16 protein-coding genes are annotated in these 17,303 nt (G+C 44.9%); 3 read left to right on the top strand and 13 right to left on the bottom strand.

The genetic code is table 11. The features are described from left to right. Positions 1-10: 10 nt before the first annotated feature. The 3 genes from ADIS_RS20910 to ADIS_RS23055 all read right to left on the bottom strand — a co-directional run bounded on the left by ADIS_RS20910 (position 11) and on the right by ADIS_RS23055 (position 2,472). The gene (locus ADIS_RS20910) at positions 11-709 is read right to left on the bottom strand and encodes an ABC transporter ATP-binding protein (protein ID WP_010856726.1); all 699 of its coding nucleotides are present in this window, start codon (positions 707-709) and stop codon (positions 11-13) included. Next, the gene (locus tag ADIS_RS20905; RefSeq protein ID WP_010856725.1) at positions 706-2,193 is read right to left on the bottom strand and encodes a DUF5687 family protein; all 1,488 of its coding nucleotides are present in this window, start codon (positions 2,191-2,193) and stop codon (positions 706-708) included. Before ADIS_RS20905 ends, ADIS_RS20910 begins: the two co-directional genes overlap by 4 nt. Positions 2,194-2,316: 123 nt before the next feature. After that, positions 2,317-2,472, bottom strand: a complete 156-nt coding sequence (locus tag ADIS_RS23055) for a hypothetical protein (protein WP_010856724.1) — start codon at positions 2,470-2,472, stop codon at positions 2,317-2,319. 163 nt (positions 2,473-2,635) lie between these two features. Here ADIS_RS23055 and ADIS_RS20895 point away from each other — a divergent pair, with 163 nt between their 5' ends. From ADIS_RS20895 to ADIS_RS20885, 3 genes are read left to right on the top strand one after another with little or no spacing between them, the layout of a single operon-like run. Beyond that, positions 2,636-3,067: an RrF2 family transcriptional regulator gene (locus ADIS_RS20895; protein WP_010856722.1), complete on the top strand. Its 432-nt coding sequence runs from the start codon at positions 2,636-2,638 to the stop codon at positions 3,065-3,067. A gap of 47 nt (positions 3,068-3,114) precedes the next feature. Further along, positions 3,115-3,840, top strand: coding sequence for an iron-sulfur cluster repair di-iron protein (gene ric, locus ADIS_RS20890; RefSeq protein WP_010856721.1), 726 nt, complete (start codon positions 3,115-3,117; stop codon positions 3,838-3,840). Continuing rightward, positions 3,827-4,147, top strand: coding sequence for a hypothetical protein (locus tag ADIS_RS20885; RefSeq protein WP_035807191.1), 321 nt, complete (start codon positions 3,827-3,829; stop codon positions 4,145-4,147). The genes ric (ADIS_RS20890) and ADIS_RS20885 overlap by 14 nt, the downstream gene beginning before the upstream one ends. Here ADIS_RS20885 and ADIS_RS20880 read toward each other — a convergent pair. The 10 genes from ADIS_RS20880 to ADIS_RS20835 form a co-directional block, all read right to left on the bottom strand. Further along, complete coding sequence (locus ADIS_RS20880) at positions 4,144-5,202, bottom strand: COX15/CtaA family protein (protein ID WP_010856719.1); 1,059 nt, start codon at positions 5,200-5,202, stop codon at positions 4,144-4,146. The genes ADIS_RS20885 and ADIS_RS20880 overlap by 4 nt on opposite strands. A gap of 221 nt (positions 5,203-5,423) precedes the next feature. Further along, positions 5,424-6,443: an L-rhamnose/proton symporter RhaT gene (locus ADIS_RS20875; protein ID WP_010856718.1), complete on the bottom strand. Its 1,020-nt coding sequence runs from the start codon at positions 6,441-6,443 to the stop codon at positions 5,424-5,426. Between the two features lie 109 nt (positions 6,444-6,552). Continuing rightward, positions 6,553-7,977 (bottom strand): L-fucose/L-arabinose isomerase family protein, encoded by a 1,425-nt coding sequence (locus ADIS_RS20870; protein WP_010856717.1) that lies wholly within the window; start codon positions 7,975-7,977, stop codon positions 6,553-6,555. A 288-nt stretch (positions 7,978-8,265) separates the two neighbouring features. Continuing rightward, the gene (locus tag ADIS_RS20865) at positions 8,266-9,612 is read right to left on the bottom strand and encodes a hypothetical protein (RefSeq protein ID WP_010856716.1); all 1,347 of its coding nucleotides are present in this window, start codon (positions 9,610-9,612) and stop codon (positions 8,266-8,268) included. Between the two features lie 6 nt (positions 9,613-9,618). Next, complete coding sequence (gene ric / locus ADIS_RS20860) at positions 9,619-10,341, bottom strand: iron-sulfur cluster repair di-iron protein (protein ID WP_010856715.1); 723 nt, start codon at positions 10,339-10,341, stop codon at positions 9,619-9,621. A 47-nt stretch (positions 10,342-10,388) separates the two neighbouring features. Continuing rightward, entirely contained in the window at positions 10,389-10,820 is a 432-nt protein-coding gene (locus ADIS_RS20855; protein WP_010856714.1) for an RrF2 family transcriptional regulator, read from the bottom strand. 138 nt (positions 10,821-10,958) lie between these two features. Next, positions 10,959-11,585, bottom strand: a complete 627-nt coding sequence (locus ADIS_RS20850) for a class I SAM-dependent methyltransferase (RefSeq protein WP_010856713.1) — start codon at positions 11,583-11,585, stop codon at positions 10,959-10,961. Positions 11,586-11,791: 206 nt separating this feature from the next. After that, positions 11,792-14,908 carry an efflux RND transporter permease subunit gene (locus tag ADIS_RS20845; RefSeq protein ID WP_010856711.1) on the bottom strand — a complete coding sequence of 1,039 codons (3,117 nt, stop codon included), beginning with the start codon at positions 14,906-14,908 and terminating at the stop codon, positions 11,792-11,794. A gap of 10 nt (positions 14,909-14,918) precedes the next feature. Further along, a complete protein-coding gene (locus ADIS_RS20840) occupies positions 14,919-15,968 on the bottom strand; it encodes an efflux RND transporter periplasmic adaptor subunit (RefSeq protein ID WP_010856710.1) in 1,050 nt (349 codons plus the stop codon). Between the two features lie 7 nt (positions 15,969-15,975). Further along, positions 15,976-17,298 (bottom strand): TolC family protein, encoded by a 1,323-nt coding sequence (locus tag ADIS_RS20835; RefSeq protein WP_035807190.1) that lies wholly within the window; start codon positions 17,296-17,298, stop codon positions 15,976-15,978. Positions 17,299-17,303: the final 5 nt, after the last annotated feature.

The raw sequence follows: 17,303 nt of genomic DNA, 5'->3' as shown, positions 1-17,303 counted from the left end.
GGAAGAGGAATTATCCTACCTGAAAGTAGGCATCCAGCTCCTGAATCATGGTCGATTTGTCCTTTAAGTCCTTGATGATCAATCCTTTTTCCAACAGAACGATTCTATCGCAGATCTCGGTGATATGGTTTAGGTCGTGGCTTGAGATAAGGAAGGTGGTTTTCCGGGTTTCCTTTTCGGCCAGAATCAGCTTCTTCAAGCGGATTTGTGAACTGGGATCCAGGTTTTCGAAAGGTTCATCCAGGAGCACGACTTCGGGATCGCCTAGCAAAGCAGCCGCAATCCCCACTTTCTTAAGGTTTCCTTTTGAAAGATCCCGGATGTACTTTTTCCGTTGCAGGATCTCCCCGTTAAAGAACTCCCCGAACTTGTCGAGGTGATTGCCGAGATCGTCTTTTGATATGCGATAAATTTTCCGGAGCGCTTCGAAGTATTCATCGGGTGTAAGGTACGAGAGCAACATGTGTTCATCTAGGAAGGCTCCAACCTTGTGTTTCCAGTGTTCCGATTGGGCTACTACGGCTCCGTCTATGGTCACTTCCCCTTCGGTAGCCCGTACCAAGTCGAGGATGATCCGAAAGAGGGTAGTCTTTCCGGCACCATTATTTCCTACCAGGCCGAAGCATTCGGACAAGGGGATGGACAGTGCCGGTATATCCAGCACGGTTCCATGGGCATAGGTTTTTTTCAGCGAGTGTATCTGTATCATGTTTCCTGTCTGAATGAAGACGAGATTTCGTATCGGTTTTGCGTGGCTATTCCTATGGCATAATTCAGCAGCGTTGGAAAAGCTATCATTCCCAATACACCGAAGAGACCCAATACAACGAGGCCAAGGTGGTCTCCTCCAAAATAGGCCGCAGGAAGGAATACGAGGTAGGGTGCGACGACCATCGGGATGATCATCAGAAACTGGGCTATGCCCACGCCTTCGTAGTTAAACATAGCCCCCTTGTTCAGGTCCATGGGTTTTGGCTTCCAAAGCGCCAAGATTACCACCAAATGAACCGTTATCCCCACGTTAAACAGGAAGGTGGCCATGTGGATCCACAATATGTCCAGCCCAAAATAGGCATAGGGTACGGAGAATAGAAAGCAGATGAATGAAATCCCCGTAAAAAGTAGGTATTTGCCTTTGATTAGCGAGGAGAGGCCGTCGGGCTGAGAAAGGAAAAAATCGAAAAAGGCTGAGTTCCAGCTCAGGAACAACTGCCCGTACTGCAGCATAAAGATGCCCGTAATGAACATGCCTACAAATATAAACAGATGGGAAAAACCTTCCTCCTTCGCATACATGGGGTTGATATAAAAGATTAGACCATACAGCAGGAAGAAGCCACAGAGGGTCAGGTAGGTCCGACTTTTCTTATGGCGTACGATCAGCTTCCACTCCAAATCTGCCATTTCTCCTGCCAAGCCAAACCGCGACAACCAACCGAAGGAAGCGTGGCTCTTTCCGCCCTCCTCCCTGGCAGAAAGATCCTCCAGGTAGGCATTTTGCCGGTAAAAGGCAAAGCACAGAAAATAACTGCACACCATCACGATGGCAAGAAGAATGACCGGTGCCGTATGCTCTAATGCAAAGGTGAAAACAGGTTCAAAAAACGCGCCTATATCGAACCATCCCCAATAGGCCACACCATATCCCGCCAGCATGATGCCGCTCAACGCAAGTATTACAACAAAGCTGTCTTCAAAGCGTTGCTTAAACCACAGCATCACCCAATGGATGGACCAGCTCGTTAAAAGTACAGACCCCAGCCAAGAAAAAGCGGGTAGGGAACCATATGTCGGCAAAATCTCCACAAACGTGAAAGGACCAAATAGGAGCAAGGGAATCAGCGTCAGTGGGGAGACAAAGGAGGATAGCAGGAGGTAGTGGATAATTTTCGATTTGGCGATGGGTAAATGCAGGAAATTATCCAACGTAAACACCGGAAGCTGCTGTATGAAATATCGGTACAGGATTTCGAAGGTGAAATAGTAAACCAAATAGGAGTTTAGGAATTCAGCAGTGGAGGGTGGTGCAAAGAATTCATCTATCAGAAATTTCAAAGCCAAGCCCAGCAACAAAAGGTAGCCCAATAGTACCAAGGCCAGAAAACCCAAGAAAATGCCCACGGCTAGGCTTCTCGCAAACGACGTGGAGCGGATACGCTTGAAAAATTCCAGTTGAATGAATAGGGTAACCATCAAATCAAGGTTTTGGACTATAAAAGCATCTGTTCAAAAGAAGTGAACCATCGGATTAATCTCCGACAAATTGATTTTCCGCTTAATATCAGCCTTATTTTTTTAAAATACAACCATCTGAAATCACCTTACCAATTCCCCATCTTTGCTCACTACTCGATATTCCAACCGATCAAACTCGTCAAAATCCCTCTTAGTGCTTTCGATTACCATAAGTAGTTTTCCGGAATCTTGATCGTCTAGGTCATCAAATGCCCCAGCCGCTGAAAAACCGATCATTATGATAAGGAGATGTACCCAATTTCCTTTTTGCAGCCTGTTGGATTTGTAGGATGGGAGACTAGGAGGAGGTTTTTGGACCTTTGTAAAAAAATAATTAAAGACAAAACTGTCCTTAAAACATAAAAAAAAGGATATATTTGTCCTATAAAACGAACCGGGGATGTTGTCCAAGGCCTGCGGGTATGCCATAAACGCCATGATATACGTTGCCTCCCTGCCAGCCAAGCGGCAGCGGGCCAGACTGAGGGATATCGCGAAGGCAATCAACTCTCCGGAAGCCTTTACGGGAAAGATTCTTCAGGCATTGGTAAAGGATTCATTGCTTGTTTCCACGAAGGGTCCAAATGGTGGGTTTGCTATAAAGGGCAGTGCCTCGCAGATTATGCTAGGTCAGATTGTATCGAGTATCTATGGGGGCGCCCTCTTTTCCGGTTGTGCCCTTGGGCTTCGTAAATGCTCTGAAAATCACCCTTGTGCTGTTCACTATAAATTCAAGGTTATCCGGGAGCGCCTCTCCTGCATGTTGTTGACTACCGGTCTCTCGGATGTGGCCGAGCGGGTCAACACAGGCTTGGGCTTCCTAAAACATTGAAAGATCATGAGTTACTAATTGGTGGCAACATTTTAATATAATAAACTATGGAACTATTGTCAAAACGAAAAGTAGGAGGCATTGTAGCTGAAAATTTTCGCACAGCGCGGGTATTTACGGCTTATGGAATTGATTTTTGTTGTAAGGGAAGTATCAGCGTACAGGAGGCCTGTGAAATAAACGGTGTGGCACTGGAGCCGCTGCTGAAAGACCTTCTGGTTGTGTCGTCACTTCCCGACGATGTGCACTATATCAATCTGTCCCTAAATTCCCTGATCGATCACATTGTGTCCACCCATCACAGTTATATTGAAAACACCGTTCCGCCTTTGCGTACCTACCTCCAAAAACTGGCATCTGTTCACGGAGATAGGCATCCGGAGCTGCATGTCATAAAGGATCTCTTTATGGAAGCGATTGATGGCCTAACTGTTCATATGAAGAAAGAAGAGCTTATTCTCTTTCCTTACATAAAGGCTATGCGATCGGCAGATGAAAAAGGATTCAGCCTTTCACCACCACATTTTGTCCACATCGATATTCCCATCGACCTGATGGAACATGAACATGATACTGAGGGAGAGCGATTTCGCAGGATTTCAGCGTTGAGTAATGGGTATGAAACCCCTTCCGATGGCTGCCAGACTTACCGGGTAGCTTATGCGATGTTAAAGGAATTTGAAGAAGACCTGCACACCCACATTCACCTTGAAAATAATATCCTCTTTCCAAAAGCAAAAAAATTGTTTGCCCGGTTAAATGAATCTGTTTAACCCCATACACCCAGCCCGGTACCCTGGCCTGCCAAGTAAGGTTGGTTCGAGGAGTTTGATTCGGTGTTGGGTGCGCTGGGCAGTTTTCTCTTTTTTTGGTGGCTATCCTTTATGGGTTGTGCCTGCGGTTTTTTTCATAGGTAATCTGCCAAATGCGCTGGATTTTACCTTTCTGCTACACACGCATTCCCACTTGGCGTTGGGATTTGTGGAATCCGAGAACCTCCTGTTCGCTCAGGAAACACTCGTTTGGCTGGGTTCAACGGGCGTTCGCTACGATATGAAAAACCTAGGATTTCTTGGCTAGTAGGCAAGTGCCTGCGTGGCTTCAGCGGGTTTCGTTGCCTTGTTTCCGGTCACCCTGGAGGTCTTTTTGATGAGGTAGATAACACCCAGCAAGAGAAACACCGCTCCCAGCTGATGCAATACACCCAAGCTTACAGGTACTGCATAGAGCAAGGTAAATACACCCAGTAAAAACTGGACTGTCACAAGGGCAACCAATAACAGGGCTGCTGGCTGTAAACCCTTATGCTTTTTGTAGATCGACCATGCAACCCATACTACCATACCTACCACCAAGTAGGCTAGGTACCGGTGAATCAACTGGATCGGGATGCCATTTTCGATCACCGCCATCCACCCATGGATATCAAAGGCAGTTGTGATTTCATTCGGAAACCATGTGCGGCCCATTTTCGGAAAGGTATTGTACATTTTTCCGGCCTTCAGGCCAGCTACAAAGGCACCATAGACAATCTGTATGCCCAGCACAACAAGCAGTCCTATGCTCCACTTTCTGATTTCCGGGGCATGGATTTGTTTGAAGGGTTTCCACTCGAGGGAAACCCAGAATATATAGGCAGCAAGTGCAAGCGCGGTGGATAGGTGTGCGGCGAGGCGGAAATGGCTTACATGCGGCCGGTCCACCAAGCCACTCTTTACCATGTACCAACCCAGCACACCCTGGAAAAGACCGCCAAAGAATATGATGACCACCTGCTTTTTCATGCGTCCGTCAAAGGCACCTTTCCGCCAGAAGAAAATAGCTGGGATCAAAAAGACCAGTCCCACTATGCGCCCCAGCAATCGATGTACATATTCCCAAAAGTAAATCCCCTTGAAGTCGTCCAGCGAAAAATGGTTGTTGTACACTTTATACTCAGGAGTGGCCTGATAGGCCTCAAACTCCTGCTGCCACTTTTCTTCGGTCAAGGGTGGGAGGGTACCGATAATAGGCTCCCAACGAACCATAGATAAACCGGATTGCGTAAGTCGGGTAATCCCTCCTACGACAACCATCATCAATACCATCACACAGCCGGTGATCAGCCACGTATATACTGCCCCTCTGTAGTTCATGCCATTAGGAATTTTTTGCGCTGCAAAATTCGTAAATAAATGCGACAATTCCCCCGAACAGCCCAAATTTGGTGCCTGTAACGCCAGAAAGTAAGCTACGTGGAAATTGGTCTCTTCTCATGCTATTACCGGTTGACTTACGCCAACACGAATGTATAACAATGACTGGGTAGCACCTGTTTTTAGGACCAATAGATATTTTTAGGCCGTTGCCTGTTTCGTTAGCCCCTGGTGGCTAAGCCGAAGAACAACATGGCCGTCAAGATAGTAGCAAGACCAAGATACAGCGTTCTTTTGGTCTGTTTGCTAACCCCTTTCCATTCTTTGAAGTAAAGGCCCCAAAAATTGCTGAACATAATGATAAATGCCATGTGCAGTGTCCAGCCTACAAAGTCCAAATCCCTACCCAGAAAACTTGATCCCATTCCATAAAACATAAACTGATGGTACCAGACGATTCCGGCTGTGCCGGCGAGCAGGTAATTTTTGGTCAAGGGCTGCACCTTGGTGTAGTCCTGAAAGGAGCGGTTTTTGATGTTCAGCCCCAGGCACCAGAGAAAATTGGTCACAAAACCGCCCAGCATCACCAAAATCAGCACCGGGTTGCTTTGCCAAAGGGTGGGAGTGCCCTGTGCCAACGCCACATCTGCTACCTCCGTGCCCGCCGCCAATCCAAAGGCAAAACAGGCACTCATAATACCCGAAACTGTGGCCACCAGTATGCCAAGGGGAAAGTTCGCCTCTTTGACGCTGGCCTGCTTTTGTTCTTTGCTAAGTTCTTTTTCCTTTCTGGCTCCCGCCAGACCGGCGATCACTATGCCTATGAAACAAAGCAGCACACCTGGAATCACCAGCGGTTTCTCCGCCAGACTTGCCAATAAACGACCTTCGTAAAGTGGGGGGATAAGTGTGCCAAACAACGCGGAAAAACCCAGGGCAATGGCCATCCCCAATGAAATCCCCAGGTAACGCATGGTGAGTCCGAAGGTAAGTCCACCAATGCCCCAGAGAATCCCAAAGAAAAAGGGCCAAAACAAACCGCCCCAACTGACATTTCCCCAAAGTCCTCCCAGGTCGGGGACTGTAAGAAAGGCCACCAGCCAAGGAGTTATCAGCCAAGCGAATACCCCACTGATTATCCATCCGGATTCCCATTTCCAGTTCTTTATCCGGGCTATGGGGATATAAAAGCTACCGGCAGCAAATCCCCCGAGGGCATGCAATACAATTCCAACAATCATACAATATAGTGAGTCAAACAGTTAGTCCGTCGGGTCTTCGGTTCGCTTGACCAACACGTATTGATACGACGGGTTTTATACCATGAATTAAGCGATCTTTCAATCAAGTTCAGCAAATCTTTATACAGGATAGGCCTAGCAGCTTGGCCATCTGTTCGATCACATGACCCTGTCGGCCTGTCCCGATCGCACAATGGTGGGACGGCCCCGCCAGTGACCACTGGGTGATGAAGTTCTTTGCGGAAAGGGGAAACCTGTACTGTGAATTGGTGTTGCCGATCTGAAACGTCGGCCCCTCAATGGCTTCCCCTTCGGCGTAGAGAAAAAACACCTTACCGTCAAAGCCCTGGCAAACCGACAACATGGTGATAGGGCCGGGTTTTACCTGCATTTGTATGGAAAGCCCTTTGCCGGGTTTCCCGTGGTACACGCCCAAGGGAACCAAGCCCACTTTACCGTCGGCAATGGCAAAATGAGCAGGCCCATCGTGTCCCAAAAGAATTATGTTTTTTTGGTAATCGATGGCGTAAAACTCCGAAAAGGAACCCCCACTGCCCAGTAGATCCATGATCTTCATGGCCAGTGCGTTCTTGACCTCAAATTCACCGGCGCAAGGTACGTTCCTGCCTGTCAACAGGGTCAGTCCCGGTATCAGGGAGGTAACCAGATCCAGGTATTCGTCGTCTCCCTGCCCTTCAAAGTAATAGGCAATGCATCCCAGACCGTGTTCCTTTACCAGAAAGTCCAACGCCAGCGAGGTTCTGGCAGCACGTTCCAATTCATACCCGCTGCACTCAGTAGATACATCGAAGGTTTCGTGAAACTCATCCAACTTATTTTTTACTTCAGAATCGGTACATTCTTTTCGATATTTCTTGATCATACCGAATTCCAACAAGTGGTTTTGGTGCCCCAGAAAACTACTGAGCTGGGTGATGTCACTGTAGACGTCCATCATACCGGAGTAGTAATTGCCAATTAAACCCAGCTTAGTCTGCCGAAGGAATTTGGTAATTCGGACAGCTTGGATGATGGATTTGGCTTCCTCCCAGGCCTCCGGGTCATCCAAATGGCCGGAGATCAACTGGAAGGGAATGTTGGCACGGCGTAGCACACTGGCCAATTCGGGAGCCACGCAGCTTTGGCAAAGTTCCAGCCAGGCGCCAGTTCTTTGTTCCCGGGTAGGAAGTCCATTAAATTGGTCAAAATCTATTTCGCCATACGGAGAAATATTCAATAATACCACGTGTGTTTTGAGTTGCTGAAGGACCGGCAGTACAATTTGCGAAAGTGCGTAGGTGGAAATATTTACAAACAGCACATCAATGTCCTCCTTCCTGAAGTTGGCGGCAATAGGCAACGCCTGTTCCTGCTTGTCTAATATGCCCACATCCACAACCGTTACTCCGGACCCTTCCAGTTCTTTCCGGATACGGGACTGGTTCTGTGCCAGCTTGGGTTTGAGTTCGGGAAATTGAGGCCAATAGGTATCTAATCCTATGCCCATCAGGCCTACCTTGCAGGAATCGTTCATATATTTTGGGTTGGTAAAGAGAATGAATTGAATTGAAGTAAAAATTTAAATTGGGTCGGTTTGAACGAATGTCTTTGCTTAAACAACGTAGCGTGGATTGAGACTATTTTTTGAACCCTTGAAGCTACTTATTTTTGTGAAAAACTTCAAAGAATCTGTGTGCCTTAATTAACCAGAGGTGCTCGGCCCTATAAACCCGCAAGAGGCTATTTCACATATTAAAGCTCCCAAAAGACTGTAATAGCCACGCAGCATGCGAGATATGGTTTCTGCTTGTTTCCCATGATCTTATAAGTAGCTTATGCCCAAGAATAAAACGTGGCAGTGTTTGTTTTTTGTTTGATGTTGATTTATAGGGGTAGGTTTATGGTATTCGTAGGTATTTGATGCTGAAAGCTGAGCGATCAATAGGATAATTAAGCCAATTGGGAATAAAGCAGATGACCAAAAAATCAATTGATGATAGGCAGGAATAAAGCCGAGTTTGGCCCAGAAGAAGGTTCCTTGTAGTAGAATCAGTGCCTCCGAACTGATAAAAGCAATTGATACAATCAACCAACCTATTTTACTGAGAGAGGATTTTTCAAGCCATTGCTTTTTGATGGCGATAGCGCCAAGACCAAAAGTTATGGCACCAAGCATAACTAAGTGGACAAAGCCTATCACATAATTGCGGATGGTGTAAACAATAGTTGCAACGTCTGGGATGATCAGAGCAGACTGTATAAGTGCTTTTGCCATCAGGCTGATGATTCCAATCCACAATAATTTGTCCGCCCAACTGCTCGGGAACCGATAACTGCTGGAAAGGAGTGTAAGCATTCCTTTGATAAAAAACCAATAGGCCAGTGCTTGTAATAATACCCCTATGGCATTTAAAGCAAATAAACCATGAATGGGGCTGCTCCAAGCCACTGAAAGCGCATAGGTCAATAGAAGAGATATATGTAGTACAGGAATTGTCCAAGAAGGAATACTTAGGGTTGCTCCCTTTTCATCTAAGTACTGAACCCATAAGCCTAGCAATGCATATACAAACCAGCCATTCAACTGAAAGTGTAGAAACCATTGCACAGACATAAAGTATAAGGGATGCAACTTACCCAGGATAGCACCAACGGGAGCAATTGCCCAAAGACCTAGGCTGGAAACTAGCAGCCAAATCAGACTGAATTTGATCAGACGAATGGCCAGTGTTGGTTTTCTATCCTTGAGGTCCTGAAAGAAAAAGTAAGTGAAAACATAGCTGAGGAGTAAATGTATCGTTGAGAACACAATACTGAATAATCCATATCCTTCTACAGGAAAGGCAATGGCCATCCCAAAGGTAGAAAGGACAAGAAGTATGAGTAATACTTTATACCGTGTTAATTTTGAAGGATCTGTAATGAACGTAAAGGTCAATATTCCCGAGACCAGTAAGAATCCCCAACCCAGCAAAGCTGTATGGGAATGTGCATGAAGAATATTTTTATATGTTAGAAACTCGGGTACATCGCTGATAAAAAATAGTCGCATGAGTAAACCAAACAGAGATGCTATAAGGAAAAAGAATACTGCCCAAGTCATCCAACTCTTAGGTAAAGAATTGCTGAGTAAAAGCCTTTTTTCTATATGTCTTGGTGCAGTATTCATGGAGAATTAAGCAATCAGCTTGGAATAAAGTGTTTGTGCTTTAGGGAAAAGGATATTATTTTCCAAATGAATGTGGGTGTGCAAATCTTGCTCAAACTCTTGAAGCATGGCAAATGCTACCCGGTAGGTTTGACAGCCATCAGGTGGACATGTATAGGTATTGGACAATGCAGAAATCTTCCGAAAACGTTCTCCTTCTGTATCATGCTCATGTTCCATCATTGCAATAGGATTGGCTATGTCGCCAAAATGTGGCTGAGAAAGCGGGAATTGACTTCTATTGGCCTCTTCCATGGCTTTGATAAAAGGAAACAAAATCAATTCTTCCTTCTTCATGTGTGTGGTCAGCGCATCGGCTGACTGCATAAACTCATAAGTAATTTCATGTAGTTCGGGATGTCTGTCTCCATGAACAGCCGATAGTTTGGTCAAATAAGCTTTCAGCGTAGGGATGGTCCGCTCCACATAATAGTGATGCGTTTCAATGATATGATCTATCAACTTGGTAAGGTTAAAATCTAAGTAGTGCACATCATCCGAAACGATCACAGCTTTTTCCAGATCTTCGATAATTGCCTCCAAGGAGATATTATTCTTTTCACAGGCATCCGTTAGTTTGATACCGCCTTTACAGCAAAAATCAATGCCGTAATTGGTGAATACTTGGGCAGTTTTGAAGTTGTCTGCGACAATGCTTCCTACTTTTTTATTAGCGAGTTCTTGTAACATGTGTTTTTATTTAAAGAGTATTTTGTCCTTTATTTGTCTAAATTTTTTTAGTATTTCAGAAAGCTGTCACCGGCGTTGACTTTTAGAGCTATGTCTTTGAGATTGGTCGTCATCAACATTCCTGTGAGGTGTTCTTTTATGGCTTTAAACTTATGATGGACGGGGCAGGGATGGTCTTCCGAACACTTTTTTAATCCTAACGCACATCCGGTAAAGAGCATGTCTCCATCAATACTGGCAACTATATCGGCTATCATTACCGATTCAGGTTTGCCAAGAATGGAAAATCCTCCATGAGGACCTTTGGAAGACTCCAGTAAGTTGTCTTTTACCAATTGCTGAAGGATTTTTGCGGTAAAAGCCTCTGGAGAGTTGATCGCTTTGGAGATTTCTTTCAGACCTGCTTTCTCTGCCCCTTCTGGAAGGGTTGCCATGTAGATCATGGCGTTGATGGCATATTTGCAGGCTTTGGAAAACATCTTGTCTTGAATACAGGACAAATATATCCCTTTTTGAATAAAGACAAAAATATCCTGTAATAATTTAGCGAAAAATTTCTTGGTTTCAAGGAGAGCAAAAAATGGTTTAATCAGGATTCATTAGATTAGTAAGTGCCCTTAGTTTGTTTTTCTTCTGAAAACACAAAAGCTGTAGTTCTGACTTTGCCCGGAAGGGGTGATATGGTCAATGTTGAAACTTCTGACAGTTTCAAAATGGGGCGAAAAAGTATTCTGCAAATCCACTAATGAGTATTGTCTCACAGGAAGTCCACTACAGGTACTCGGCCCTTTATCGGAGAAAGTGCCTATAATCATCAAGCCATTTTCAACGATTCCATTTTTTGCTGTTTCTACATAGTAACTGATGTCCGCCTCTGCTGTGAGGAAATGGAATGCGGCTCTATCATGCCATAAATTGTATTGGCGATTAGGCTTGAATTCCCTAACATCTGATACTATCCATTCAGCAAGCTTACTTTTTTCACCTAGCCTTAGTTTTGCTTTATTGATTGCTTTGGAAGAAATATCCAATACCGTGACATTCCTAAAATCATCTGCCAACAAGTTATCTACCAAATAGCTATCCCCGCCGCCGATATCAATAATTTGAGAATCTCTGGGAATAGCAAGTTCTTCTATCAAGGATAAAGTCAAGGCAGGTCGTGGCTGATACCAGCCTACTTTTTGTGTGTCTTTGGTCGCATAAATATTTTCCCAATAGGATGTGGAAGGATTCTGATTCATGATTGCGTGATAAGTATCATTAAAGGGATTTATTTGAGATTGGAATATAACTATTTTCTCGGCTTTGAAAACCCCGTCAGGTTGTCACCAAGCTTTGAGGTCTTTTTTTAAGCTCAAAGGTTTTTTTGCAAGGATATGAGCTGTTTTTGAATGATTTATGGAAAAAGGCCTTTGGGGTTCTTGAAAACCCCAAAGATCAAATTTCTTTAAGCAGTCACTTCTTTGGCTTTTTTCGTTTTTCTACCCAATTTTCCCCGTAGTTTTTCCATGGCTTCATATACTACCGGCACCAAATAAACGGTGAGTATCAAGGAGGAAACAAGCCCGCCAATGATCACCCAAGCCAACCCGTTTTTCCATTCCGAAGCGGTACCTGCTGCTAAAGCGATGGGAAGCATCCCAAAGACCATGGAAAGGGTAGTCATCAGGATGGGTCGCATCCTGCCTTTTCCGGCTTCCATCAGGGCATCACGGACATTTAACCCTTTTTCCCGCAACTGATTGGTGAAATCCACAATCAGGATGGCATTTTTGGTCACTAGCCCCATCAGCATGATCAGTCCTAATAGTGCAAACAAACTGAGGTTGTTCATGGAAAGGTTGAGGGCTAGGAAAGCTCCGATAACGGCAACAGGGATAGAAAAGAGAACTACAAAGGGATAAACAAAGCTGTCATACAAGGCCACCATGATCAGGTAAATCAGCAGGAAAGAAATCAGCAGAACAGAACCCAAAGCGCCGAAACTGTCATTCTGCCTTTTGATATCGGAACCCCACACATAGCTGATATCTTCAGGAAGTGGGTTTTCTTTAAAGTATGCCACTACTTCATCAGCTACTGTTCCAGAAGGCCTTCCCAAGGCATCAGCCGTAATGCTTACCGCAGGTTGTCTGTCCTTCCTTTCCAATAGGGAAGGGGATTTATCCTGTACTATAGTAGCCACTTGTGTTAAAGAAATAGCCATTCCCATTGGATTGACCAAAAGTAGCCTTTGAATATCATCATAATTTTGGCGGTTAAAATCATCTAATTGCACACGGATAGGATATTCGGTCCCTCCTTGGCTAAGAGTGGCATCATCATTCCCGCTTAAGGCATGGCGAAAGTTTAATCCCACATAAGCATTGGTCAGCCCTAGGCGTTGTAACTTGTCCTGATCGGGAATGACCTGAAACTCCTGACTGCCTTCCTCTACAGATAATTTAACAAAGTCTGCTCCTGGAATATTTTCAATAACCGTTTTTAGATTTTTGGCTTCAGCCATCACCTTTTCTTGGTCGGGACCGCTTAATGTCAGTTCTATGGGTGCAGAACGTGGCATCAAACCCAAGGCAGACATGGAATAGCTGGCTCCTGGGAATTCTTTTTTAAGCTCTTCCCGGACATTTTTCATATAGCTTTCTGTCGGAATGTTGTTTCTTTCTTTGGCATCCTTTAACTGAACTGTCAATTCTGACTTATAAGGTGACCCTACTCCCAAGCTTCCTATTCCGGTACTTGGTCCGCCCACATTGCTGAAGACAGTGGCCACTTCGGGCTGCTGAAGCAGGAACTGCTCGACTTCAAGTGTCCGGATATTGTTTTCCTTGATGCTGGTGGATTTATCATATTCCAGATACATCCTGAATTTCCCCTGATCACCTGTGGCTATCAGTTCTTTTCCGATAATTCCCTGTTTTAAGATCAGACCTGTCATCGCAAAAAGTCCGAGCACTATACCAACAAAAGCCAGTTTATGGTCAAGCACCCAGGCCAACTGTCGACCATACCAAGCAATGAAGCGGTCCAATTGTTCTTCAAACCAGATCAAAAACCTGTTAAAGGCATTTGTTGGCTGTAGGTCTTCAGACTTGCCAATGCGGGAAGCCATCCAAGGAGTCAGCGTAAATCCTACGAGTAAACTCGTCATGGTGGAGGTAATGACGACTACGGAGAATTGCTTCAACATATCCGCAACAAAGACCTGTAGGAATAAAATAGGCAAAAAGACCACCACATCGACCAAGGTGATGGAAAGGGCAGAAAAACCAATTTCCATCCTGCCATCCATGGCCGCAGCACGCTTTTCTTTGCCCATGTCCAAGTGTCTTTGGATGTTTTCCAAAACCACCGTCGCATCATCTACCAGAATACCTATGATCAATGACATGGCCAGTAAGGTCATCAAATTAAGGGTATATCCCAATATCCACATCACAGCAAAGGCAGTGACCAGTGAGGTAGGAATAGCCACTAACACAATCAGGGAGTTTCTGAAACTTCTCAAAAACAGCAACATGACCAGCGAAACCAGAATAACTGCCAAAATCAGGTCAAATACCACCGAGTTGACTGCCGCAATGGTATTGTCGGTGCTGTCATCTGCAAGGATAAAACTCACCCCATCAGCGGCATGTAGTTTTTCGATTTGGGCCAATTTTTCCCGTACAGCCCGGGAAACATCTACCGCATTGGCATCCCCCTGCTTTTTGAGCATGAGGCCTATACCTTCTTGACCATTGTATCTACTGACCGAAGTAATCTCTTTGATACCGTCTTTGACAATCGCCAGATCCCGAACATAAACAGGACTTCCAGGAACAGGCATTGCTACCTGCACTTGTTGGATGTCTTCGAGGGTTCTGAATTTCCCTGTCAGTCTCACGGCACTTTGTTCCTTATCAGTTTGAACCAAGCCGGCAGGGATGTCCAAACCTGAGCGGTTGATGGCTTCTACTACTTGGTTGAGCGATATTTTGTATTGACGCAGTTTTTCCTGATCTACTTTGACTTGTACTTCCCGCTGTTCTCCACCCAAAACAGTGATTTCAGCTACGCCTTTGATCTGTTGGATTTGGGGAAGGTATTCGTCTATCAGGTTTTGGTAGAATGCTGTGCTGCTCAGATTACTCGTAGCCGTGATGGACATGATGGGCAGGTCATTGGGGGAGACCTTGGTCATTACGGGAGACAAAACCTGATCGGGTAAGTCCTTCCGGATATTGTCTATGTACCGCTGTGCATCCAACATGGCCTGATCCAAATCTACGCCATATTTCATATTGGCAATGACCACTGAGGCATTGGGCAGGGATTTGGTAACCAAATAATCTACACCTTCCAGGTTGGATAATGCATCTTCTATTTTTTGGGAAACGGAACTTTCCACTTCTTCGGGTTCAGCACCCGGATAAACCGTCTTGATCACGACTACGGGCTGGTTAAAGTCCGGCATCAACTCGTAAGACAAATTGGTGAATCCGATATAGCCAAGCAGAATAAATATACTGAACAGTACGATGATCAGCGAAGGCCTATTGATGGATATGGAGGTAATGTTCATGGCTTTCGGATTAAAGGTAGGTGATGACAGAAGCTCCTTCAAACACATTGATCAGACCTCCAAAGATGATGACATCTTTTTCTTGAAGACCTGAGCGAACGAGTACCTGATCCTGCATTCTTTTTTCAATTTGAATCTTTTGGATGCGGGCCTTGCCATCTTTGACTACATAAACCTGAGGCTCCAAGTCCGAACCAACAATAGCCGCTGAAGGGATTACTATTCCCGTAATGCCCCCATCGGTTATTAAGGACAGGTGACCAAACATACCGGCTTTGATTTCCTGTTTGGAAAGGTTGGGGACAATGATTTCTACAGGGAAGCTATTGGCAGGATTGCCACGGCTCCCTATCATGTTGACCTTTCCTATAGTTTCTACAGAAAGTGAAGGAATGCTTACTGTATAGCTCTTACCCAATTCAAATAATTTGAGGTCCTGTTCCGGTACCTGAATGCCCAATTTGACCTGAGAAATGTCAGTAAGCTGTAATAGTGGCTTTCCTGGTGCCGCAAAATCCCCTTCCTCCGTTAGTTTGACTGTTAAAACCCCATCAAAGGGTGCACGGATTTGACTTTTGCTGATTTGTTCTTTCAGGGTACTGACCTGTACGTTAGCTGTTTCCAATGCCAACTCAGTTTTTTCCAATTGAATACCTTGAATGGCATCATTTTCCACCAAGATGCGGTAGCGTTTAAGATCTGCTTCGAGTCCTTTTACCTGAACTTCGGCGGCCTTGAGTTGCAACTGAAGCAGTGCGTCATCTAGCTGGATAAGCACCTGGCCTTTTCTCACAGTAGAACCTGATTCTACCAAGACACGGTTGACTTTGCCCTGTACTTCTGCACTGAGTTTGCTTTCTCTATTGGGTTCAAAGGTACCCGTGAAACTGTATGCGGGATTGATGTTGGTTTGACTAACCTGTAGGGCAGTAACTTGTACCGGTTGCTCCCTGTCATAAAGGTAAACACGATCTTCTGCGATTTGCTTGTTGGTCAGCAGTTTGGCAACCATCAGGCCGACAAGAGCCAAGGGGATCAGGATATATAGGATCTTTTTCATTTTAATATCAATTCAAGAGGTTTCCACTGGTTTTTTTGATGTCAAGATTTGCTTTCAGGTATTCTACCATTGCGTTGAGATAGAGTTGCTGGGCATCTCTCAAGGCATTATCGGCCAACAAGACTTCAGTCAGACTGGCCAATCCTTCCTGTTGTTGGAGGAGCATTCTTTGGTAAACGGATTCAGCCATTTGGATCTGTTGCTGACTGGTTTTGAGTTGGCTTTTGGCTACCTGACTTTGTAGTAAGGCATTTTGTTGCAACATGTCCGTTTGTTGCATGATCAGTTCCTGCTGAATTTGGTTGTTTTGGAGTTCGATTTTTTTCTGGCTGATTTTCTTATGGGTAACCAAGCCGTTGAAAATCGGCATGTTCAATTGGACACCTATAAAACTAACCGGGTAGAAATTCAGAAAGGATTCAGGCTGACCTGTAAATCCAAAACCTGTCCGGCCATAATTTCCGTAGAGGGCAAGGCTTGGGATTCTGCTGTTTTTTATGGTCCTGAGTTCCTGTAGGCTTAGATGCTGTTTTTTCTCCTGAATTAATTCATCCAAGGTTTTCTGTGTGGACCAATCCTCTGATTCACTTATTCTGATGTTGAAAGGGATATCCATTTCCGTATCTAAAGGCAATCCCATCACAAATTTGAGAGCTTTCAGGACAGTCTCATACTGACTTTCGACCTGAAGCGCTGCACTTTCGAGTTGTTGGATTTGGAGGAGTACCTTATCCCAATCTGTTCGCTGTGCAATGGTCTCTTCGTACAATAGACGGGTGTTTTTTTCAAGTTTCCGGCTGTTATCGAGGTTTTGCTGGATGAATGCAAGTTTATTTTTTAAAATCTGGGCATTGTAATACAGATTGGAGACTTCTAGGTAAACTTGTTCTTTGGTTTTTCCTTCCTGTAAATAGGTGAGTTCCTGATAAGTTTGGGAAGCTTTAATCCCGCCCATTACTTGAGCATCATAGAGCGGCATTTTGAAGGTCAGATTGGCGCTGATGTTATGCGGTACACCAAATTGGATTTCCCTGAACACACCTTCAGGACCTCCGAATGCGGATTGTGGCATCAGCTGAAAGGGGAGTTCAGTGAAATAGCGATAGTCCCCCTGAAGAAAGAGCTTTGGAAGCAATTGAGCCATGGCTTCCTGATTTTTGAGAAGTGCTATTTCGCTTTGATTTTTGGTGATCTGGATATTTTTGTTTTGCACCATTGCTGTATCAAGGCATTCCTGCAAGGTCCAAGTTTTCACTTGTGCCTGAGCTTGGAAACTGAAGAGGATCATCAAAACCAAGGTTAATTTAAGTGTGTGAGTATTTACTAACATTTTGA

Source organism: Lunatimonas lonarensis, from assembly GCF_000390185.1.
GTDB lineage: Bacteria > Bacteroidota > Bacteroidia > Cytophagales > Cyclobacteriaceae > Lunatimonas > Lunatimonas lonarensis.
Note: the sequence above shows the minus strand (reverse complement) of the source record. Positions and strands in the feature narration are given on the sequence as shown.